The following is a 21,342-nucleotide window of genomic DNA, read 5'->3' on the forward strand; positions in this document are numbered from 1 at the left end:
ACCCCGGATACACGACCATCCAGCGACGCGACGTTGGTGTTCAACGTGCTGACGCCAGTTTCAACACCCGACACGCGCGTGTCGAGGTTGCTCACCTTGCCGTCGAGCGTGCTGACCTTGTTGTCGACCGAAGTCAGTTGCGCGAAGTTGACCGCGTCCCCGTCGGCAGTGCCGGCCTTCACGTTCTCGATCTTCTGACCGCTGGCATCGAAGCCGTTGGCCGTGACCTTGCCGGCGAAGGTCGGAGCGTCGACGACGCTGACCTTCAACTCGTTGGTGGCGGCGTTGTAGTCAACGGTGGTGTTGGTGCCGTTGGCGATGTTGAGCGTATCGCCGGCCTTGATGGCATCTGGCGTGCCACCGTTGGCCTGGACGTTCCAGCCGCCTTCCAGCGTGGTCACGCGGCCGTCGATGCTGCCGACCTTGGTGTCGAGCGAAGCAACATTGGTGGTGAGCGAAGCGACGTTGGTGTTCAACGTGCTCACGCCGGTTTCGACGCCAGAGACACGCGTATCGAGCGAACCCACCTTGGTGTCGAGCGAAGCGACGTTGGTGTTCAGCGTGCTCACGCCGGTTTCAACGCCCGACACGCGCGTGTCGAGGTTGCTCACCTTGCCGTCGAGCGTGCTGACCTTGTTATCGACCGAGGTCAGTTGCGCGAAGTTGACCGCGTCCCCGTCGGCCGTGCCGGCCTTCACGTTCTCGATCTTCTGACCGCTGGCATCGAAGCCGTTGGCCGTGACCTTGCCGGCGAAGGTCGGAGCGTCGACGACGCTGACCTTCAGTTCGTTGGTGGCAGCGTTGTAGTCAACGGTGGTGTTGGTGCCGTTGGCGATGTTGAGCGTATCGCCGGCCTTGATGGCATCTGGCGTGCCACCGTTGGCCTGGACGTTCCAGCCGCCTTCCAGCGTAGTCACGCGGCCGTCGATGCTGCCCACCTTGGTGTCGAGCGAAGCAACATTGGTAGTGAGCGAAGCGACGTTGGTGTTCAACGTGCTGATGCCTGTTTCAACACCGGACACACGGGTGTCCAGCGAACCGACAGCGGTGTTCAGCGTGCTCACGCCGGTTTCAACGCCAGAGACACGCGTATCGAGCGAACCCACCTTGGTGTCGAGCGAGGCGACGTTGGTGTTCAGCGTGCTGACGCCGGTTTCAACACCCGACACGCGCGTGTCGAGGTTGCTCACCTTGCCGTCGAGCGTGCTGACCTTGTTATCGACCGAAGTCAGTTGCGCGAAGTTGACCGCGTCCCCGTCGGCCGTACCGGCCTTCACGTTCTCGATCTTCTGACCGCTGGCATCGAAGCCGTTGGCCGTGACCTTGCCGGCAAAGGTCGGAGCGTCGACGACGTTGACCTTCAGTTCGTTGGTGGCGGCGTTGTAGTCAACGGTGGTGTTGGTGCCATTGGCGATGTTGAGCGTGTCGCCCGCCTTGATGGCGTCCTTCGTGCCGCCGTTGGCCTGCACGTTCCAGCCGCCTTCCAGCGTGGTCACGCGGCCGTCGATGCTGCCGACCTTGGTGTCGAGCGAAGCAACATTGGTGGTGAGCGAAGCGACGTTGGTGTTCAACGTGCTCACGCCGGTTTCGACGCCAGAGACACGCGTATCGAGCGAACCCACCTTGGTGTCGAGCGAGGCGACGTTGGTGTTCAGCGTGCTGACGCCGGTTTCAACACCCGACACGCGCGTGTCGAGGTTGCTCACCTTGCCGTCGAGCGTGCTGACCTTGTTATCGACCGAAGTCAGTTGCGCAAAGTTGACCGCGTCCGTGTCGGCCGTACCGGCCTTCACGTTCTCGATCTTCTGACCGCTGGCGTCAAAGCCGTTGGCCGTAACCTTGCCGGCAAAGGTCGGAGCGTCGACGACGCTGACCTTCAACTCGTTGGTGGCGGCGTTGTAGTCAACGGTGGTGTTGGTGCCATTGGCGATGTTGAGCGTGTCGCCCGCCTTGATCGCGTCCTTCGTGCCACCGTTGGCCTGCACGTTCCAGCCGCCTTCCAGCGTGGTCACGCGGCCGTCGATGCTGCCGACCTTGGTGTCGAGCGAAGCAACATTGGTGGTGAGCGAAGCGACGTTGGTGTTCAACGTACCGACGCTGGTTTCCACACCGGAGACACGGGTGTCGATAGAGCCGACCTTGGTGTCGAGCGAGCCAACTTGCGTCGTCAGCGAACCGACAGCGGTATTCAGCGTGCTCACGCCGGTTTCAACGCCCGAGACGCGCGTGTCGAGGTTGCTCACCTTGCCGTCGAGCGTGCTGACCTTGTTGTCGACCGAAGTCAGTTGCGCGAAGTTGACCGCGTCCGTGTCGGCCGTACCGGCCTTCACGTTCTCGATCTTCTGACCGCTGGCATCGAAGCCGTTGGCCGTGGCCTTGCCGGCAAAGGTCGGAGCGTCGACGACGTTGACCTTCAACTCGTTGGTGGCGGCGTTGTAGTCAACTGCGGTGTTGGTGCCGTTGGCGATGTTGAGCGTATCGCCGGCCTTGATCGCGTCCTTCGTGCCACCGTTGGCCTGCACGTTCCAGCCGCCTTCCAGCGTGGTCACGCGGGTGTCGACGCTGCCCACCTTGGTATCGAGCGAGGCGACGTTCGTATTGAGCGTGCCGATGGCGGTGTCGATCGTGCCGACGGCGGTTTCCACGTCGGAAACACGGCCATCGATGCTGCCGACCTTGGTGTCGATGCTACCGACCTTGCCATCGAGCGTGCTGACCTTGTTATCGACCGAAGTCAGTTGCGCGAAGTTGACCGCGTCCCCGTCGGCCGTGCCGGCCTTCACGTTCTCGATCTTCTGACCGCTGGCATCGAAGCCGTTGGCCGTGACCTTGCCGGCGAAGGTCGGAGCGTCGACGACGCTGACCTTCAACTCGTTGGTGGCGGCGTTGTAGTCAACGGTGGTGTTGGTGCCATTGGCGATGTTCAGCGTATCGCCGGCCTTGATGGCATCTGGCGTGCCGCCGTTGGCCTGTACGTTCCAGCCGCCTTCCAGCGTGGTCACGCGACCGTCGATGCTGCCCACCTTGGTGTCGAGCGAAGCAACATTGGTAGTGAGCGAAGCGACGTTGGTGTTCAACGTGCCGATGCCTGTTTCAACACCGGACACACGGGTGTCCAGCGAACCGACAGCGGTGTTCAGCGTGCTCACGCCGGTTTCAACACCCGACACGCGCGTGTCGAGGTTGCTCACCTTGCCGTCGAGCGTGCTGACCTTGTTGTCGACCGAAGTCAGTTGGCCGTAGTTGACCGCGTCGGTCGCGGCCGTACCGTCGGCGACGTTGGTGATCTTCTGACCGCTGGCATCAAAGCCGTTGGCCGTGACCTTGCCGGCAAAGGTCGGAGCGTCGACGACGTTGACCTTCAACTCGTTGGTGGCGGCGTTGTAGTCAACGCTGGTATTGGTGCCGTTGGCGACGTTGAGCGTTTCGCCCGACTTGATGGCGTCCTTGGTGCCGCCATTGGCCTGCATGCTCCAGCCGCCTTCCAGGGTCGACACGCGCGTGTCGATGCTGCTGACAGCGGTGTCGGTGAGCTTGAGCTGGCTGACGTTGACGGCGTCGGTGTCATTGCGACCGGCCGACACGTTAGTGATGCGGCGTTCCTTGCCCGCTGCACCCACAGACATTTCCGACCATGCGGTAGGCGCGCCGGCAGGCGTGGTGCCCTTGTAACCGTAGCCCGTACCGCTTACGCCGTTGGCGACGCTACCAGTGCCTAGGGCAACGGCATCTGCTGCCGAGGCATTGGCGCCCTGTCCCACCACCACACTACCCGTCCCAGTAGCCTTGGCCGCCTGACCTAAGGCGATCGCCTTATCGGCCGTTGCAGAAGAACTACGACCGAAGGCCATGGCGTAGTCACCGGTAGCCGTAGCATAGCCGCCCAATACAATCGCGTTTGCTCCCGTAGCGGTCGTCACTTCGCCGATCGCAATCGACGCCCCCCCCATTGCGCTGGCGTTGTGACCCACGCCGATAGAATGTATGCCGCCAGCATTGGCCTTGTGACCAACTGCCACAGTGTAGTTTTGCGCTGCGCTCGCGATGGCGCCAATTGCCACCGCACCGGTCGCTGTTGCATCCACTTTCGACAAATAACCCACCGCAACCGAGTTGCTGCCAAGGCTTGTCGCCTGGACGCCGATGGCGACGGTCTGCATCGCTGCCGCATTGGCCTTATGCCCCTGCGCGATGGTGTAGTCACCGCTCGCGTTGGAAGACGAGCCCAGTGCAATGGAGCTAGCACCTGTTACCGAGGCCGCGCGACCCAATGCAGTCGACTCCGCACCACTGGCATAAGCTGAACTACCCGAAGCAATACTGTGTTTGCCGCTCGCTCTTGCAACCTCGCCAACGGCCAGCGACTGATCTCCCGTCGCCCAGCTTGCATGGCCGAGCGCAACGCCGTGCAGGCCACTCGCGGTGGTCGTATCGCCTAGTGCAGTGCCATAGTCCGCCGAGACATTGGCACCTGTACCAATAGCAATGCCTGACAAGGCCGTGGCGACCTTGCTGTTTGCGCCCAGGGCCACAGCGCTGTCGCTGAGAGCTGAAGCGCCCTTACCCAACGCCACAGCATTGACGATAGTTGCCGTTGCAAGATTGCCGAGGGCAATGGACGCCGAGCCAGAGGAAACTGCCGTTGCGCCCATGGCGATACTGGCCTCGCCCGCAGCACTCGACAGGCGTCCCAGGGCCATGGCTTGCGCGGAGCTCGCCCTGGCATAGGCGCCAATGGCAAGCGTGTTGTCGGCAGTCGCTGACGCGCGCGCACTCAACGCCGTCGCGTACGTTCCTGAGGCCAGGACTTCTGTACCCAAAGCAATTGAATCCGAGCCGGTCTGAGCGGTTGCCCTAACACCAATGGCGAGCGAGCCCGCAGTGGATGCGGCCGCAGTGGCACCCATCACTATCGCGGAACCGCCAGAGGCGTTGGTGGAGGTGCCTACTGAAATTGCGTTCTGCCCGCTTGTCACAGCGCTAAGACCAATCGCGATGGCGCTCGTGCCGGTTGCTTTCGCGGTCGAACCCACAGCGATGGAGTCGGTGGTCGCGGCAGTGGCGTCTACGCCAAGCGCAACAGCACGCGCCGCGAGTGCGTCGGAACCCGTGCCAATGGCCGTTGAGTTGAGCCCCGTCGCCGTGGCGAGGTAACCGATGGCGTTGGCATTTTGCCCGCTCGAATAGGACGAATCACCAATGGCAACCGAACCGTTATTGGTTGCGCTCGCCCCTGTGCCCCCCGAGAACGCCGCCTCGACCGGCGAGCCCGCCATCGCGGCCCACGCGCTCAGCGCGCTGATCACTGCCCTGGCGCTCTTGCTGCGACCGCCGCCCTTTGTGCGACTGGTGGCGGTTTCGGACACCGCCGTCCATGTCTGTGTGCACGCGTTCCAGATAACGCGATATGCCTTGTTCATGCTTCCACCATTTCCTAGTTGAATTTGTCGCGCTGACACGGCTCAGGGTGGAGCGCTTGTATGCCAGCTTTCATTTGCCAGCGCGATGCTAGGGATGGGGGTCTTTCGGCGGAATCGGAATTGGATGTTCCGATCTGAGGTCAACGTCGCCGCGATCTGAGCTTGGTCGCAATGCAACCCGCAAACTGATTTGCATCAGTTGGATGCGTGCGGTACGCAAAAATTGGTTAAGCGTTTATTTACATGTCATTGTGAGAACGTGTGAATTCCGGGCCTCGGATGACTCCCTCAGCGCGTCAGTTGAAATGCCGTTGGCCGTCGCCAATTGATGCAAATGGTGAAGACTGAGTGAAAAAAGTCGTGCTCAGCCTGTCAATGGCATAACGACGAAGTTCCCGCGAATCTGCATCAGGGTGAGCGGCGCTTTTGACACGTGGCGTGCGGCGCCGCGCACACGCGGCAGGCGGCACGGTGGCGGAAATCCACGCGCGCCATTCGACATGCGGCGGCCGATTGATGGCCCGTGCGCAACCCGTCCGTGGCCTCATTCATGGCCGACTCCTCCACGGTTGGCGCGTCGGGCATGGCGGGCGCCGGTGACGAAGCCCATCGCGGCAGACAAGAACACGCCACGCCCCACGCAGCGCGCGAGGCGGAATCGCCTGAGCCCGTAACAAGGCGACCTCTGACAGACCTCAACCTGCCGCGCGAGGGAATGCGCAGTAATACGCCGCGCATTCTTTTTGTTGAGGTGAGTTCTTATGCTGAAGAAATTTCCGGTCACCTGTAAGGGGCTTCTGATTCTGGCGACGTTTGCCCTGTTGGGTGGCTGCGCGTCGTTCGACCTGCGCGAAGGTCATCCCCTGCCGATTTCGCGCAACGAGGGGCTGGTGCTGATGGCGGTGGACATCCATAACGAGCGGGCGCCGAAGTTTCCGTTCGACAGTTTTGGCGTCGACGTGCGCGACCCGGCCACCGGTACGCCGCAGACGATGCGCGTGGCCAGTGCCAAGGGCGCCACGGCGGAGTCGTTCCTGCTGGTGATGCGCCTGCCCGCCGGCGCGCAGCTGCTGTCCACCCTGGTCGCCCGCACCCTGCCCCCGCCCATGCTCGGGCCGGGCCAGATGAGCTTTGGCGTGGAGGCGCCCTTTACCGTGACGGCCGGCCAGGTGCGCTACCTGGGGCACTTTGATCTGCGCAACGTGGATAAGACTTCGGGCGACGATCAGAACAGCAGCATGGGCGGCATTCCGAATATTCCCAACGGGGTGACGGGCCTGACGCGCGGGACGATGCGCGTGGCGATCACCGACGCGTTCGCCCATGACGTGCCGTTGTTCATCCAGTCGTTCCCTGCGCTGAAGACCGCCACCATCGAAGACGCCCCGCTGGAAAAGCTGCTGGTCAAGCGCGCCTCAACCAGTTCAGCCGACCCGATCCCCGTGCTGCTCCAACGCTGACCGCCCCACCCTGCCGGCACGCGCCTGCGGGGTTGCGGGGGTGGCGACGATCTGGCGAGCATTGGTCCGAGTGCAAAGACAACTGCGATGGGCGAAGGCGAGCGAGGCTGCGTTGCTCGGCCGATTGATCCGGCCACATCGATGAGGATCGCAGGATAAGCGTCACCTGCGAACGCTCGTGGTCTGTGTGAGGAGCGCTCGAAGGGCACGGCGTAACGCGAGCTCACGCCGCAATGCGTACACGCACCACATCAAACCCGGAACGGCAATCAGCGCGTGAGGCCAACTATGTGTAAGCGGGAACGTTACCAAGCTCACTATGCCGATAAGCCCCATGAAGATGATGAGCGGAAACTCTGCGGGGTCGATGCCAACAAGCGCGCCGGTTTCGAGATCGAGCCATCCGCGCAACGAACTCCAATCGTTCTCGCGCTCAAGAAGCGCGATCACTTTCATTCCCGGCTCCAAGCGCGGCAGACCAGGAACACAAATTCCGTAGTGTTTGCCCGTGCGGTCCTCGAAACCGAAGGCAGTTCTTACGCGATCCCTGGATAGAAACGGGGGATCGAATCTGACGACATCAAAAAGTCGCGTGAACGTGACTGTAATCTGCTGCATGGGCAACGCTTTTGCAGTGCGCGAAAGTCGGAATATTACGTTGCCACGAAGCAACTTAATTGGGTGCAATCAATGGGTTGCTGCCTATGCGAAGTTCCAAATTTGCGTCCGCCAGTTAAGTCGAAATGTTCGTTTTCGACCCTGAGCGGTAGCTACCAGCTTGCGGAAGCGGACGTTCAGGAAGGTTCGACGCAACGGGCCGTCGGAGGGCGCGGCCTCGAAAGGGGCGCACAAACGCGGCTTGCAGGAAGTCGCGGTTAGTTGCTGCGAACAGGGAATGCAGCTTGGACCTCTTTGAGATCGTGCAGTAGCGAACGAAGGTGCGTCTGATCAATGGGAAAAGCAAATTTCAACTGATTGCCGATGCCTACTTCATCGACCGCAACGGCAGTTAGTTTAATGCCGCCACGCCCATTTCCGACCAGGGAGAGCGATAGTTGTTCTTCCATCGTTGAAAATGTGGCCGACCCTTTGAGCGTTTCATAAAGGGCACTTACTTCTTCGTGAAAGGAAAAAAAGTCCTCAGTGAGGAAGGACGTGGGAAAGTGACCTGAAAATCCACCGGCCTTGATACTCACAATAACGTTAAGCCAATTGTCATCGTAGTAATCACCAGTGACGCCGCGCTCGTAGGAGTGAACCTCGATTGTGATGGATTGGTAGTCTGAAGCTGCAACAGATAGCGAAACCATAAAGATGCCTAACTGTTAGTGGACGGCCCTGCCATTCTAACGACCGTCAATAACGCTAGCGGGCATGCAAAGCCATGGCTAGCGCCTGCCGGGGGCGTGCAGCGTATGCGCTCGCTCCTTTCCGGGCGACGCGGATACGTCAATGGGGGCATTGTTGTGGGTGTCATCCGGTGATTGTTTAGGGTGTAACGGCGGGCTGGCGATTACCCGTCTCGCGGAAATTTCTCCACGCGAGTATCCAAAACAAGTCGTTTCACCTGCACACTTAGCCCCTTCCGCAACGATCGCTACGCCACTACCGCAAGGCGGGCGTGTGGTAAAAGCGTTCGTTGTTATTGCCTGGAGAGAAGTCGAAGCGTGAAGACAGTCCGATTGGCCGTGCTGGCGGCTTTGCTCGGCGTAATGCCTCTTGTGCATGCCGAGCCCAGTATTCAGGTGGGTTTTTCGCCCGAAGGGTCGGCGCGAAAGCTGGTTCTGGAAACGATAGGTGGCGCTCGACACAGCATCCAGATGCTGGCCTATGCGTTCCAGGCGCCGGACATCATGCAGGCGCTGGTCGACGCGAAAAAGCGCGGTGTCGACGTGCGCGTGGTGGTCGATAAAAAACGGAACCAGGGCCGCACGAGCAAGGCGGCCATGGATTTTGTGACGAGCAACGGCGTGGAATTGCGGACCAATAGTCACTTCCACATCCACCATGACAAAACGATCATCGTGGACGGCGATACGGTCGAGACGGGATCATTCAACTTTGCCGTGTCGGCCGAGACAGCCAATTCAGAGAATGTTGTGGTGATTGCGGGCGCGCCCGATGTGACGCGCCAGTACGTTGCGCATTGGCAGTCGCGCTGGGATCTGGGCACGCCCTACTCCCCACGTTGATGGCAGGCTCCGCGCGCTGCGCGTAACCTTGGGCGCGCAGCACACCCGCGACGTTCAACCCCCAGTCGCGTGCGGCTCATGCTGCTGCTGAGAACGGACGCTGCCGGGACAGAACCTTTAACGACACAGACCGTTATTAACGACTACGGCAACAACCATTAATAACGGTTCTGCTTGCTCAAGGCTGTCGGCAGACGACAAGGCGCTTGTCGTCGCGCCGGTCGCCGCCCAGAAGCTGACACTTTGCTTGGGCAGTGCGCGGACCGTCCAGCCGTCATGGGTCTGCCCTGCGCGGGGGCTCGTCGGCGGGTGCGGCGAACCAGTTTTCGCGGGGGACCCACTTGGCCTGCGCGGGGTCGCTCTACAACGGGGCGCCTCACCCGGTCGAGATGACGATCCCCGGATGCGGACTGCCTTGAATCAACCCGTTGCACGATAAAAGCGGAACTTGCCCTAATGGGCGTGATGGCGTGCGAATTTAGTCAATATGCTGCGGGCATTGATGGCTGGTTGCGGCCAGGACCGGAAGGTTGCCCGGGCCGAATAGCAGACGCTCAAAAGACCGCTCAGCTCAGAAATCTGCTGGATAGCGTAGGCGCGCAATTCGGCCAAAGCGGACAGTGAAGCCCCATTTCATGAGCGATCGCCGAGTAGCAATAGCGGCCATCACTCTGTGGGAAGGCGTATGTCTGATGAGTATCTTCAGTTTATAGTGCGGCTCATGACACTGGACGAAATCAAGAAACACCTGCAAGGCCACTTTAGCGACGGATTAGTTACCGTCATCGGGTCAGGCCTTTCCTGTGCTGAAGGATTGCCCGGGATGGATGAGCTCGCGGATCACCTACGCACCACCATTGGCGACGGACTTGATGCGGCGGATCTGGCGGCGTGGGAAAACATAGTCCCGCTCATCATGACGAAGGGATTGGAAGGCGCGCTGCAAGAAGAAGCGCCTACGGCGGCACTGGAGTCAGTCATATCCACCGCGACGGGCTCGATGCTCGCCGAGCGAGAGCGGCTCGTCATTACCTCGGTTTTCAATGGCGCGCGGCAACTGCGGCTGACTCGATTGCTCGGTCACATGCTGAAGCCATCGTCTGGCCTGCCCATCGTGACAACGAACTACGACCGTCTGATCGAGGTAGCGGTTGAAGAAGCGGGGATCGGGGCCGACACGATGTTTGTTGGCCGATTCGCCGGCTCCCTCAATGAGCGCGAAAGCAAGCTAAGCTTCTGCCGCAACGTCACTTTCAAGAAGCCGAATGTCACCTATCGCTACAGTCCTCGGGCATTGATTTGCAAACCGCACGGCAGTCTTGATTGGTATCTTCGAGGTGGCCAGCCAGTTTGCTATGCAGGCGACCTCGTCGGTGCGGCGCGTTTGATTATCACTCCCGGACAGAACAAGTTTCGCAATGGCTACGAAAGCCCGTTCGATCATCACCGGGCCAAGGCCAACGACGCAATCGACCGAGCCAGTCGATTCTTATTCCTTGGCTATGGATTCAACGACGATCACCTAGAGACACACCTTTCTCCAGCTATCAAAGGCGGAAAGCCGACGCTTATGCTGTCGCGAATGCTCACTCCGAACGCCGCTGCAATTGCACTAGCCAATGCGAATGTTACCGCCCTAGAACATCACGAAGAGGCTGGCGTCGCTGGCACTCGGCTGACATTTAATAAAGCCCAACAGTTCATTCCGGGGCTAGCCCTCTGGGATGTGAACTCATTCATTGACGAGGTTCTTGAACCATGAACGACACCCCTGCCGCGCTGCAATTCACGGAGGCCGAACTTCTTGGCAGAGTTGCTGCGGTGGACACAAGTCGCGTAAGCATCGATGTCTCGAACTCCGTGCTGCTCACTCGCATCGGTATTGGAAATCTGATCGCTGTGCGTGGAAGCACGGAACGTGAGTACCTCATTGCGGTGACCGAGCGTGTCACCAGAAGCATGAGAGACGAACTTGCAGCTGAGCTACCGGAAGATGGCGAAGACTCAGAACTCGTCTCTGTGCCGACAGACCTCGTGCGCGGAGCCTTGATCGGCACCTTCCGAACTGTTGATGGCGACAAGAAGAATACCTTCAAACGTGGCGCTGACAGCTTCCCCCAAATAGACCGCCAGTGCTACGTTGTCGATGCTGCCAACCTCCAACGCTTCATGGGCATCCTCGGAGCAGATTTCCCCGAAAACGAGCGCCTGAAGCTGGGTATGTTTGTCGCGGACAAGAGTGCGGAGGCCATTGTCAGTGGCGACAAGTTTTTTCAACGTCACGCAGCGATTCTTGGCAGTACGGGCTCCGGTAAGAGCTATGCCGTCGCGCTAATTCTAGAGCGGGCAGCCAAACTCAAATTTCCAAACATCATCGTGTTTGACATGCACGGCGAATACGCCCCTCTAGCGGATTCCAAGAACGGCGGCTTTGCGAAACGACTGCGCATCGCTGGCCCCGGTGACCTTGAGAACCCAAGTGACGACGCGCTGTTCCTCCCATACTGGCTGCTGAATCGCGATGAAATGCTTTCTATGATTCTGGATCGCAGTGATCAGAACGCGCCAAACCAAGCTTCTCGGTTCACCCTGCATGTCAGAACACTGAAGCAAAAGACTCTTGAGGCCGAGAACAAGCCTGAGATCGTCAAGACGTTTACCGTCGATTCTCCTGTGCCCTACCCGATTAAGGATCTCGTCGCCCTGCTTGATACCGACAACACAACCAAGGGCCAAGGGAAGAATGGACCGATCAAGGGAGAATGGGAGGACAAGCTGACTCGGTTCATCTCTCGCCTCGAAGCGAAGTTGGATGATCGCCGCTATGGCTTCATGTTCGCGCCTCCGGCCAAAGCAAATACGTATGGCTGGCTCGCGGCGCAAGTTGCCCAATTGCTCGGGTCTAGTGATGGTGATGGCATCAAGGTAATCGACTTTTCCGAAGTGCCGTCTGATGTGCTGCCAGTCGTAACCGGTACGTTGGCCCGGCTGCTTTACGACGTCCAGTTCTGGATGACCCCGGAAAAGCGGACGCCAATCACATTGCTTTGTGACGAGGCTCATCTATACCTACCCGTCCGCGAGGACGCCGACGCTGTTCAGCGTCAAGCGCTTGGTGCGTTCGAGAGAATCGCCAAGGAAGGACGGAAATACGGTTTCTCTCTGTTGGTGGTAAGTCAGCGCCCTTCGGATGTGAGCAAGACCATTCTGAGCCAGTGCAACAATTTCCTTTCACTGCGCCTAACTAACGACACGGATCAGGCCGTTATCAAGCGCTTGATGCCAGATTCCCTAGCAGGTCTTACCAGCGTCCTGCCACTTCTGGATACTGGTGAGGCCTTGATGCTCGGTGATGCAGTTCTTCTCCCATCCCGGATTCGGCTTGATAAGCCCGCGATCACTCCCGACAGTGCAACCCGCGATTTTTGGAAGGAATGGGGCAAACAAGCGTCCGATGTCGCCGCCATCAACCTTGCCGTCGAGGCTCTACGCAGTCAAACACGACCGAAGACGGCTTGATGCACCGGCGGCGCGATTTGGCTTCGGCTCATAGATACGCTGGCGTGCCTACTGGGCGCCAGTGTTAGCCGCTTCGGTCGTCGTTCCGCCGACCGCGGAGGCCCGGCTCTAGCCTAGAGCGGACCTTCTCTGTTGCTACTCCAACCGACCGCTTGGGCCGAATTGCTGTCCATGAGTGGTCGCGCCGGGTGGCCGCTCCACTCAGATACCCGCCATTGAGCGCCCAACGAATCGATCGGCAGCAGTGGGTCGGCAGTGATCCTTCAGCGCTTTCGATAACAATCTGCCGCCGAAACCAAAAACCTCGGTTTCGACACCGAGCACCAAAAGCGCCAGATGCGGGTCGCCCCCCGGTTTTTGCAGCATCACCTTCACGACCTGCCGCGCCCCGCGATTCACGAGACACGGAACGCGGCAAGTCTGTGGCGAATCCTTGGGATCAGATGCCCTGGCCGCCAGACACTTCGATGCGCTGCGCGTTGACCCAGCGATTGTCCCCGGACAACAGGCTGGCGATCATCGGCCCGATGTCGTCAGCCACGCCGACGCGGCCCAGCGCGGTCATGCCGGCGAAAAACTGGTTGAACGCCGGCGTGTCGCGCACGGCGCCGCCAAAGAAGTCGGTCTCGATGGCGCCCGGCGCCACGGCGTTGACCGCGATCCCGCGCCGGCCCAGTTCCTTGGCCATGTAGACGGTGAGTACTTCGACGGCTCCCTTGACGGCGGCATAGGCCGACCACCCTTCCGCAGCGATGCGGGTCAGGCCGGTGGAAAGGTTGATGATGCGGCCGCCGTCGGCGAGCAGCGGCAGCAGCTTCTGAGTGAGGAAGAACACGCCCTTGAAGTGCACGTCGACGAGTTGGTCGAAAGCCGCTTCGCTCATTTCGGCGATGGGCGCCACGTCGCCATGGCCGGCGTTGTTGACCAGATGGTCGAAGCTGTCGCGCTGCCAGATCCGGCGCAGGGCACTCCCCAGCCGCTCGGCGAAGGCCGGGAAAGTGGATACGTTGCCGGCATCGAGTTGCAGGGCAACCGCCTTGCGGCCCAGGCTTTCGATCTGCGCGACGACGGCGGCGGCTTCGGCTTCGCGGCGTTGGTAGGTGACGATCACGTCGCCGCCTTTGCGGGCGATCGACAGGGCGGTATTGCGGCCGAGGCCTCGGCTGGACCCGGTGATGAGGGAAATCGTGCTCATGGCTAACTCCTGTGGAGGGGAAAACAGGCGTCCATTCTGTTGCGCGACGCGCCGATCCCCTTTGCCTGATTCTCGGCGTTCCTGGCCTTTTTCTCCGAGGCACTGTCGGCGGTCGCCCGGAAGCCGCTAGGATGGCCGGAGGAACAATGATGAGAAGCTATGACAAATACACTGCTTGACGCGGCACGCCGTTACGCCGAGGCGTATGCCGGCGCCAACGGCGTGGCGCGAACGCCCATTCCGGGCCTGACGGTCATCCGGGCCAGGCAGCCGAGCGGGATCGACTATGCGATCTCGCGGCCGCTCGTGTGCCTTGTGCTGCAAGGAAGCAAGAGCGTGGCGATGGGGGCGCATACGTTCGACTTCAGCGCCGGCGATTCGCTGTTGATTACGTCCGACGTACCGACGGCCAGCCAGATCACGCGGGCCAGCGCCGCTGAACCGTACTTTTCGCTGGTGCTGGACCTGGACCTGGCTGCGATTGCGGAACTCGCCGCTGAAATGAAGCTTGAGCCGGCGCCCCACGGAACGGCTGTGCGGGTTGAGCCGTCCGACGCCGAGGTGGTCGATGCGGCGCTGCGCCTGATGCGTTTGATTGAACGTCCCTCCGCCCTGCCCGTTCTGCAAGCGCAGCTCGTGCGTGAAATGCACTACTGGCTGCTGGTCGGAAAGCACGGTTCGGCGATTCGCCAGCTCGGCTGGCAGGGCAATCACACCCAGCGTGTGGCGCGCGCGATTGCCTTGCTGCGCAGCGCCTTCACGCAGCCGCTTCCGGTCGAGCGGTTGGCGTCGACGGCCGGCATGAGCACGTCGTCGTTCTACCAGCACTTTCGTGCGGCGACCTCTTTGTCGCCGCTGCAGTTTCAGAAGCAGTTGCGCCTGATCGAGGCTCGCAGGCTGTTGATGTCGGAAGGCGTGTCGGCCAGCACCGCGGCGTATTCGGTGGGCTACGAAAGCGTCCAGCAATTCACGCGTGAATACCGGCGAATGTTCGGTCTGCCTCCCGGCAAAGACACGGATGCGAACAGAAGTGCTGTCAGCGCCGGCGCCGGAAGCGGGGAACGAGGCCCGGCATCCCATGCGGCCCAGGACGCGCTCCCCATGGAAACAGCGCAACCAATGTGCAGCTAACGCCGGTCGACAAATTCATTCTGAGTAGTCTGGCTGCTCGATGTCCTCCACGATCCCGACTTCCTTGGGCGCCCACCCGAGCGTTTTTCTCGTCCACGCGCTGGAAGCCGGGCCGTCGTTTTCCACGAACATCGCCAGATCGCCGAAATGCCGTTTGGCTTGCTCCTGCGTCAGCGACTTCGTGGGAACGCCGACCTGGCGTCCGATGGCCTCGGCAATCTGGCGGTACGGCACGCCCTCCTCCGCAACGGCGTGATACGCCTCGTTCCGGGCGCCCCGTTCAAGCGCGAGACGATAGACGCGCGCAGCATCCAGCCGGTGAACACTGGGCCAGCGATTTTGCCCGTCGCCGACGTAGGCGGAGACGCCTTTGGCACGGGCCACGCCCGCGAGCCAAGGCACGAACCCGTGAGTCTCGCCTTTTCCGTGCACCGAGCGCGGATTGCGCACGACGGTGGCATGCAATCCATGCTCGGCCAGCGCGAATGCAGTCTGGGCCGATGCACGCGGAAGTTCCGGCCGCACCAGAGGACGATCCGCTTCGGTGAAGGTTTCTCCGGTGGTGCGGAAGAAACCGTCCGTCACAACGATTGGCCGTCGAGAGCCGGAAAAAACTTCGCCGAAGGTTTCGATCGCACGTCGATCTTCGTCGGCCAACTCCGCGAACCTCGAAAGGTCGACGCCGAAGGCCGTGTGAATGATGCCGTCGGCATTCGATGCGCCGCGCCGAAGTACGTCCAGGTCGGCCAGTGTTCCCATCAAGGGCGTACCGCCGGCAGCGGCAAGCGCTTCGGCTTTCGCTTTCGAGCGCACCAGGCCCAATACGGAATGGCCCGCGTCGAGCAATTCACGCGCGATCATCGAACCGATCCAGCCGCTCGCTCCGGTAAGGAATACATGCATGACGAATCTCCCCAGCTTGGGCAGCCCCGTGCAGAATGCGTCGGCCGCCGATGTCAGTGACTGACATGCTATACATTGTGTCAGTGACTGACAATGGGTGTGGGATTCATGGCGAACAGTAGAGACGATGTGGGCGTCCGGCTGCAGCAGGCTGCATTGGGGCTGTTCCGCGAACGCGGCTACGACCAGACGACAGCAGCAGAAATCGCGGCCCGAGCCGGCGTCACGGAACGGACCTTTTTCCGCTATTTCCCGGACAAGCGCGAGGTTCTGTTCGACGGTGAGTCCCGCCTGGAGGCGGCTCTGGCGGCCTCGATAGCCGAGGCGCCCGACGGACTCGGAGCGCTCGACATGCTGTTCCGGGCTTTCCGGTCGGTCCAATCGCTTCTCGAAGGCAACCGGCCGTTTTCTGGGCCCCGGCACGAAATCATCTCCAGCACGCCCGCGCTCCATGAGCGCGAACTGGCGAAGATAGCCGCGCTGACCGATGCGCTCGCCGAGGCCTTGAAGGCACGGGGGGTCCCGGACCTGCAGGCCGCACTTGCAGCACGGGCCGGTGTGGCTGCGTTTGCGCACGCCACGTCTTGCTGGCTCGAGGACCCCAGCCTCGGCCTCGGCGATCGAATCGATCTTGCCTACCGCGAACTGGGCGAGCTGCTGGGACGCGGTTGAAGGGCGTCAGGCGGCGCGGCCGAAAACGTGGCCCGGCACGCCGCCCGTCCAGTGGAGCGCGCCGGGCCGCGTCTTTCTAGATGAACATGCCGCCCGAAGCTTCGATGCGCTGTCCGTTGATCCAGCGATTGTCCTCGGCCAGCAGCGATGCGATCAGCGGACCGATGTCGTCCGGGAGCCCGGCGCGGCCGAGGGCTGTATTGTCCGCGACGAAGCGGTTGAGTTCGGGATTGTCGCGTACCACGCCGCCGCTGAAGTCGGTCTGGATCGCTCCGGGCGCGACTGTGTTCGCAGCGATGCCGCGCGCGCCGAGTTCTTTGGCGAGATAGCGCGTGAAGACTTCTACCGCGCCCTTCATGGAGGCATAGGGCGCGCTGTTCGGAAGCGCGAAGCGCGTGAGTCCCGACGAGATATTCACGATGCGCCCGCCGTCGCGCAGGATCGGCAGGAGCTTTTGCGTCAGGAAGAACACGCCCTTGAAATGGACGTTGTAGAGCGCGTCCAGCGCCTCCTCGGTCGTCTGCGCGATCGCGTCGTGATGCGAGGTGCCGGCGTTGTTGACGAGAAAATCGAGCCGGTCCGTGCCGAGTTCGCGCAGGGCTGCCCGCAGCGTGTCTACGAACGCGTCGAAGGTCGACACTTTGCCGGCATCGAGCGGCAAGGCGATGGCGCGGCCGCCCTCGGCGGCTACGGCGGCTACGACCTCGTCGGCTGCCGCGCGGTTCGAGTGATACGTGAAGATGCTGCGCACGCCGCGCTTGGCCAGATGCAGGACGGTGCTGCGCCCGAGACCCCGGCTGCCCCCGGTCACGAGGGCGATTGCGTTTTTGGAAGTCGTGTAGATGGTGTCGGCCATGGTCTTTCTCGTCAGTAGTGGGGAAAGCCGCAGCGTAGGCTGGCGCGGCCGATGTGCCTATGCCGAAACCATCCTGTTTATTGCCCGATCCTGCTTTTGTGGCTAACTTCCACCCGATGAATTCCGACGCCACACAGATGACCGCCCTGGTCGACGCGATAAACCGCTATACCGCGCGGCAACAGGGCGAGAGCCCGTTCTACACCGAGGCGGAGGGTCTGATCGTGCTGCGCGCCCTGCCCGATCGGCACCCGACGCATCTGGTACACAAACCTGCATTGTGTATCGTCGTCCAGGGCGCCAAATGGACCACCTTCGGCAGCCGCAGGCTCGAATACCGGGCCGGCCAGGCGATGGTCGTCAGCCTCGAAATGCCGGGATCGAGCCAGGTGATGGAAGGCAGCAAGGCGTTGCCGTACCTGAGCGTGGTGATCGAACTGGATCAGGCGGCGATGCGCGAAGTGCTCGCCGGACTCCCGTCGCCGCCTGTGGCCGACGTCGCCGCCCGTGACAGCGCGTTTGTCATGCCGCTCGGCGACGCGCTGATCGACTGCGCCCTGCGTGCGATTCGCCTGCTGGACACACCCGAGGCGATTCCGGTGCTGTATCCGCTGTTGATGCGGGAGATCTGCTTCTGGCTGCTGAGCGGGCCGCACGGCGGGCGCATCGCGCAGATCATCGTCGGCGGCCCCAGGCACCAGGGTGTCGTCGAGGCGATGCATGTATTGCGCGAACGCTTCGCGCAATCGATATCCATCGAAGAACTCGCGGCGCTCGCCAAGCTGAGCCCCTCGGCGTTCCATCACAAGTTCAAGGCGCTGACGTCGGTCACGCCGCTGCAGTATCAGAAGCAGATCCGCCTGCTCGAGGCGCGGCGCCTGATGGCGGCGGGTGAAGCCAACGTCCAGTCCGCTGCGGTCCGTGTCGGCTACGAAAGCGCCTCGCAGTTTAATCGGGAATACGTGCGGATGTTCGGGGCGCCGCCCAAGCGGGACATTCTTGAGTTCGGGCAGGTTCGAGACGCCTAGCGGCCGAGCCGCCCAACCCGGTGCGATCGTTGCCGGTGCTTTCGTGTACCCGACTCACCCCAAAAAGCCGGGCGTTTCAGCACGTATGATGCCGCCCGGCTTGCGTGGTTTTTTCTATCCCAGGCGCGCAATGCGCGATGCGGCTTCGTCGATGTGCCTGCGCATGGCGGCGATGCAGGGCGCGAAGCTGCTGGAGAAGTCGTTACGGTCGCTGACCCGGGCAAAGAACGTCTCCGCCAGACGCAGCGCCTCGCGCCAGGTTTCGCCATCGATGGCGGCAGTTAGCGAAGCCGGCGGGAGCGTGTCCGCGATGGCACCGCTGCGGCTGGGGGCGAAGCCCATGGGCAGGACGTCGTAGGCCGGCGCGAGTTGGTACGGGCGGCCGTGACGGCTGATGAACGACAGGTTGCCCGCGTGCATGTCGTTGTTGCCGATGAGGGTTCCGAATGCCCACCGCAGCGCCGCGCCGGTGATGGCGTCCGCATGGACGTGGTTGGCGGCGGCAAGGCGGCTCACCAGGGTCGGCCAGGGGGCCGAGACGTCGCCGACGAATTCCGCGTCGAGCGCGCGCAGGGAGAACACCGCAACGCGCCCTAGCCGACCGACGCGGTCGAATCGCGGTACTTCCAGGAAGCGCTGGCCGCCGAAATCGAAAACCTCGGTTTCGACATCAAGCACCGATAGCGCCAGATGCTCGGCGAGCAGCAGGTCGCGCCATCGCTCGGTGACGGGGTTGTCGCCGGGGGCGGTGAACTTGACCAGCACGTGACCGCGCTCTGTGTAGGCGCAGAACTTGGGTTGCTCGCCGCCTGCCGACGAGCCGGGAATCTCACCAGAACTGGAAGCACGCGCGAGCGCTGGATAGTGCGCGGCCCTGTCCGCCGGGAGCGGCTCGGGCATTGCGATGAAGCGGTCGCGCGCCAGTCCGCCGATCAGCAGGTTGCCGATGGCGTCATGTCCATGCGCGAGCAGCACGCGGATGAATTCGGCATCGCTCCAGTGTTCGGGGTTCGGCGGCAGGCCGAAACCGGCGGCATGGGCCGATGCGTAGGCGCGGCCGAGATAGCCCTGCGGCCGCATGTCGAAGAGCCACCACGGCAGCCCGTCGCTGTGAAGTGTCACGCCGTCGGCCTGCACCATGACGAATCCGTCCGGGCGGACGGGGATGAGTGCGCCGAGTTCGCGGATCTGGCCTTGGTCGCTCACCCGGAAAATCGGCGCCGATGCGAAGCCGCGAGTGGTGTCGCGCAGGGCGTAACGAATAGAGGCGCCGGCCCCGATGCGGACGATTTCGTCACCCAGCCCGGCCAGCGTGCGCGAAACCGTTGGCTGGCTAATGCCCGTGTTTTCAACGATTTGGCGAGATGTCATCGGTCCGCGACCGAGCAACTGGCGGATGGGGTCGGAATGGCGCGCCACAGTTGTGAATAGCGATATGAATAGATAAATGAATAGGCATTGTAGCCGGCCATGGGTGAATCGTCACGGCCGTTTGCGCCGCAATGCGTGTCGGCACGGGGCGCGGCGAGCAGGTTGGCGGATTTGTCTTTCGGCCGTCCGTTGACGCCTTGGCCTGTGCGCCACCGAGCGCCCTGTCCTTTGGCGGCCATAGTCTGGCGCGGGTGACGACTGCCATCTACGCTGGATCGTGGCAATCACTGGAGACAGCGATGGACCGCAGAACGAGTCTTTTGATCATGCTGGCTTGTCTGGTGCCACGCGTCGGCAGCGCCCAGCAAGGCGCCGGCGTTCCCCGGATCGGTTTTCTCATCAACGGCGGCCCTCCGGCGACCGACCCGCTGATGCAGAGCTTCGCGCAGGATTTTGCGCGGCTCGGCTATACCGACGCGCGCGATATCGTCCTGGAGCCGCGTTTTGCACGCGGACAGATCGAACGACAACCCGAGCTGGCGGCAGAGCTGGTGAGTCTGCCAGTCAATGTGATCGTGGCACTCGGCGGCCCGGCCGCGCGCGCCGCGCAGAAAGCCACGTCGAACATTCCGATCGCGTTCTCGATCGTGACGGACCCGGTGGCCCTTGGCTTGGTGGAGTCAATGTCGCGCCCCGGGGGCAACATCACCGGCGTCACGAGTCTCGACCCGAATCAGGCCGAGGCCCAGATCGCGCTCCTGAAGCAGGCCCTCCCCGGCATCGAGCGGTTGGCCATCCTGAGCGATCAGGCCATTCCCGGTGCGGATGCGAGCGGCCTGGCGCCGATCGAGCGGGCCAATGAGGCAGCCGCCCGCGCCGCCGGCCTGCGGCCGATGACGCTCAAGATCAGGGGGCCGGAGGATTTCGATCAGGCTTTCGCGTCGATGACGACTGAGCGCGCGCAGGCGCTTCTGGTCCTGGATGTGCCGGTGTCCTTCGCGCATCGCAAGCGCATCGGCGAACTGGCCATTGCGCATCGCCTGCCCGCCATGTTCCCGGGCGGCATGCGCGACGCGGCCGGTGTGCTCACCTACGGGACAAACGTCGCGGATACATGGCGTCTTCTGCCCCCGTATGTCGATCGAATACTCAAGGGTGCGAAGCCGGGCGATCTGCCGGTCAGCACGTTGAGCCGGCGCGAGCGCATCGTCAATCTGCAATCGGCACGCAAGATCGGCGTGGAGATTCCCCCGTCGGTGCTCGACGGCGCCGACGAGGTGATCCGTTAGGCCGGGCTTGCGCGCGCCCTCCCCCAAACGAAAAAGCCCGGTCCTCGGACCGGGCTTTGTTTTGCGCGCCAGCCGCAGCGCGGATCTACAGCTTGCCCGCCCCCGCCTTGGTGACGACCGCGTTGCGCAGCGCCGCCTGATCGGTGGCGTTGGCGACCGGCAGCAGCGTGTAGGGGTAGCCGGGCTTCCAGAACACGGCGGGGTCATTGGGATCGAGCTTGATCAGCGGCGCATTGCTGGCGCTGGACTGCTGTTTGACGAGCACGGCGGCAAAGATGTCCTGCACCTCGGTGGTGGTGGTCGATG

General features: G+C 62.2%; 18 protein-coding genes. 9 read left to right on the plus strand and 9 right to left on the minus strand.

What is annotated here, in order from left to right:
• A partial coding sequence (locus ACDA63_RS19235; RefSeq protein WP_373664917.1) for an ESPR-type extended signal peptide-containing protein occupies positions 1 to 5,420 on the minus strand: 5,420 nt, incomplete at its 3' end.
• 550 nt (positions 5,421 to 5,970) lie between these two features.
• Between ACDA63_RS19235 and ACDA63_RS19240 the strand changes: the two genes are divergently transcribed.
• Positions 5,971 to 6,210, plus strand: a complete 240-nt coding sequence (locus ACDA63_RS19240) for a hypothetical protein (RefSeq protein WP_373664918.1) — start codon at positions 5,971 to 5,973, stop codon at positions 6,208 to 6,210.
• The gene (locus tag ACDA63_RS19245; RefSeq protein WP_373664919.1) at positions 6,182 to 6,880 is read left to right on the plus strand and encodes a hypothetical protein; all 699 of its coding nucleotides are present in this window, start codon (positions 6,182 to 6,184) and stop codon (positions 6,878 to 6,880) included. The genes ACDA63_RS19240 and ACDA63_RS19245 overlap by 29 nt, the downstream gene beginning before the upstream one ends.
• 162 nt (positions 6,881 to 7,042) lie before the next feature.
• Here ACDA63_RS19245 and ACDA63_RS19250 read toward each other — a convergent pair whose 3' ends face one another.
• Both ACDA63_RS19250 and ACDA63_RS19255 read right to left on the minus strand, forming a co-directional pair.
• Complete coding sequence (locus ACDA63_RS19250) at positions 7,043 to 7,498, minus strand: hypothetical protein (protein ID WP_373664920.1); 456 nt, start codon at positions 7,496 to 7,498, stop codon at positions 7,043 to 7,045.
• Between the two features lie 257 nt (positions 7,499 to 7,755).
• On the minus strand, positions 7,756 to 8,190 hold the full coding sequence (locus tag ACDA63_RS19255; RefSeq protein ID WP_373664921.1) for a hypothetical protein: 435 nt from the start codon (positions 8,188 to 8,190) through the stop codon (positions 7,756 to 7,758).
• 357 nt (positions 8,191 to 8,547) lie between these two features.
• On the opposite strand from ACDA63_RS19255, the gene ACDA63_RS19260 reads away from it, so the two are divergent.
• From ACDA63_RS19260 to ACDA63_RS19270, 3 genes are all read left to right on the plus strand, one after another.
• On the plus strand, positions 8,548 to 9,072 hold the full coding sequence (locus ACDA63_RS19260) for a phospholipase D family protein (RefSeq protein ID WP_373664922.1): 525 nt from the start codon (positions 8,548 to 8,550) through the stop codon (positions 9,070 to 9,072).
• 721 nt (positions 9,073 to 9,793) lie between these two features.
• Positions 9,794 to 10,834, plus strand: coding sequence for an SIR2 family protein (locus ACDA63_RS19265; protein WP_373664923.1), 1,041 nt, complete (start codon positions 9,794 to 9,796; stop codon positions 10,832 to 10,834).
• On the plus strand, positions 10,831 to 12,591 hold the full coding sequence (locus ACDA63_RS19270) for an ATP-binding protein (protein WP_373664924.1): 1,761 nt from the start codon (positions 10,831 to 10,833) through the stop codon (positions 12,589 to 12,591). Before ACDA63_RS19265 ends, ACDA63_RS19270 begins: the two co-directional genes overlap by 4 nt.
• 201 nt (positions 12,592 to 12,792) lie before the next feature.
• Here the strand turns inward: ACDA63_RS19270 and ACDA63_RS19275 are convergent, their stop codons facing one another.
• Positions 12,793 to 12,966: a hypothetical protein gene (locus ACDA63_RS19275; protein WP_373664925.1), complete on the minus strand. Its 174-nt coding sequence runs from the start codon at positions 12,964 to 12,966 to the stop codon at positions 12,793 to 12,795.
• Between the two features lie 64 nt (positions 12,967 to 13,030).
• The gene (locus ACDA63_RS19280) at positions 13,031 to 13,786 is read right to left on the minus strand and encodes an SDR family NAD(P)-dependent oxidoreductase (RefSeq protein ID WP_373664926.1); all 756 of its coding nucleotides are present in this window, start codon (positions 13,784 to 13,786) and stop codon (positions 13,031 to 13,033) included.
• A gap of 222 nt (positions 13,787 to 14,008) precedes the next feature.
• Here ACDA63_RS19280 and ACDA63_RS19285 point away from each other — a divergent pair, with 222 nt between their 5' ends.
• Positions 14,009 to 14,917 (plus strand): AraC family transcriptional regulator N-terminal domain-containing protein, encoded by a 909-nt coding sequence (locus ACDA63_RS19285; protein WP_373664927.1) that lies wholly within the window; start codon positions 14,009 to 14,011, stop codon positions 14,915 to 14,917.
• A 15-nt stretch (positions 14,918 to 14,932) separates the two neighbouring features.
• Here the strand turns inward: ACDA63_RS19285 and ACDA63_RS19290 are convergent, their stop codons facing one another.
• Positions 14,933 to 15,820 (minus strand): SDR family oxidoreductase, encoded by an 888-nt coding sequence (locus ACDA63_RS19290; RefSeq protein WP_373664928.1) that lies wholly within the window; start codon positions 15,818 to 15,820, stop codon positions 14,933 to 14,935.
• 108 nt (positions 15,821 to 15,928) lie between these two features.
• Between ACDA63_RS19290 and ACDA63_RS19295 the strand changes: the two genes are divergently transcribed.
• Positions 15,929 to 16,492: a TetR family transcriptional regulator gene (locus ACDA63_RS19295; RefSeq protein WP_373664929.1), complete on the plus strand. Its 564-nt coding sequence runs from the start codon at positions 15,929 to 15,931 to the stop codon at positions 16,490 to 16,492.
• 76 nt (positions 16,493 to 16,568) lie between these two features.
• Here the strand turns inward: ACDA63_RS19295 and ACDA63_RS19300 are convergent, their stop codons facing one another.
• Positions 16,569 to 17,348, minus strand: coding sequence for an SDR family NAD(P)-dependent oxidoreductase (locus ACDA63_RS19300; protein WP_373664930.1), 780 nt, complete (start codon positions 17,346 to 17,348; stop codon positions 16,569 to 16,571).
• 59 nt (positions 17,349 to 17,407) lie between these two features.
• Here ACDA63_RS19300 and ACDA63_RS19305 point away from each other — a divergent pair, with 59 nt between their 5' ends.
• Entirely contained in the window at positions 17,408 to 18,376 is a 969-nt protein-coding gene (locus tag ACDA63_RS19305) for an AraC family transcriptional regulator N-terminal domain-containing protein (protein ID WP_373664931.1), read from the plus strand.
• A 114-nt stretch (positions 18,377 to 18,490) separates the two neighbouring features.
• Here the strand turns inward: ACDA63_RS19305 and yjjJ are convergent, their stop codons facing one another.
• Positions 18,491 to 19,795, minus strand: coding sequence for a type II toxin-antitoxin system HipA family toxin YjjJ (gene yjjJ, locus ACDA63_RS19310; protein WP_373664932.1), 1,305 nt, complete (start codon positions 19,793 to 19,795; stop codon positions 18,491 to 18,493).
• A gap of 278 nt (positions 19,796 to 20,073) precedes the next feature.
• On the opposite strand from yjjJ, the gene ACDA63_RS19315 reads away from it, so the two are divergent.
• Positions 20,074 to 21,036, plus strand: a complete 963-nt coding sequence (locus ACDA63_RS19315; RefSeq protein ID WP_373664934.1) for an ABC transporter substrate-binding protein — start codon at positions 20,074 to 20,076, stop codon at positions 21,034 to 21,036.
• Positions 21,037 to 21,121: 85 nt separating this feature from the next.
• Here ACDA63_RS19315 and ACDA63_RS19320 read toward each other — a convergent pair.
• Positions 21,122 to 21,342 (minus strand): hypothetical protein (locus ACDA63_RS19320; protein WP_373664933.1); only part of this gene is annotated, 221 nt, incomplete at its 5' end.

The organism is Uliginosibacterium sp. sgz301328, from assembly GCF_041807905.1.
GTDB lineage: Bacteria > Pseudomonadota > Gammaproteobacteria > Burkholderiales > Rhodocyclaceae > JBGVSA01.

Bases quoted from the DNA above. Each gene is read 5' to 3' on its own strand.
- ACDA63_RS19300 (WP_373664930.1), bottom strand. From the start codon at position 17,348: ATGGCCGACACCATCTACACGACTTCCAAAAACGCAATCGCCCTCGTG.
- ACDA63_RS19305 (WP_373664931.1), top strand. From the start codon at position 17,408: ATGCCGAAACCATCCTGTTTATTGCCCGATCCTGCTTTTGTGGCTAAC.
- ACDA63_RS19240 (WP_373664918.1), top strand. From the start codon at position 5,971: ATGGCCGACTCCTCCACGGTTGGCGCGTCGGGCATGGCGGGCGCCGGT.
- ACDA63_RS19250 (WP_373664920.1), bottom strand. From the start codon at position 7,498: ATGCAGCAGATTACAGTCACGTTCACGCGACTTTTTGATGTCGTCAGA.
- ACDA63_RS19290 (WP_373664928.1), bottom strand. From the start codon at position 15,820: ATGCATGTATTCCTTACCGGAGCGAGCGGCTGGATCGGTTCGATGATC.
- ACDA63_RS19245 (WP_373664919.1), top strand. From the start codon at position 6,182: ATGCTGAAGAAATTTCCGGTCACCTGTAAGGGGCTTCTGATTCTGGCG.
- ACDA63_RS19315 (WP_373664934.1), top strand. From the start codon at position 20,074: ATGCTGGCTTGTCTGGTGCCACGCGTCGGCAGCGCCCAGCAAGGCGCC.
- ACDA63_RS19265 (WP_373664923.1), top strand. From the start codon at position 9,794: ATGACACTGGACGAAATCAAGAAACACCTGCAAGGCCACTTTAGCGAC.
- ACDA63_RS19280 (WP_373664926.1), bottom strand. From the start codon at position 13,786: ATGAGCACGATTTCCCTCATCACCGGGTCCAGCCGAGGCCTCGGCCGC.
- ACDA63_RS19270 (WP_373664924.1), top strand. From the start codon at position 10,831: ATGAACGACACCCCTGCCGCGCTGCAATTCACGGAGGCCGAACTTCTT.
- ACDA63_RS19255 (WP_373664921.1), bottom strand. From the start codon at position 8,190: ATGGTTTCGCTATCTGTTGCAGCTTCAGACTACCAATCCATCACAATC.
- ACDA63_RS19295 (WP_373664929.1), top strand. From the start codon at position 15,929: ATGGCGAACAGTAGAGACGATGTGGGCGTCCGGCTGCAGCAGGCTGCA.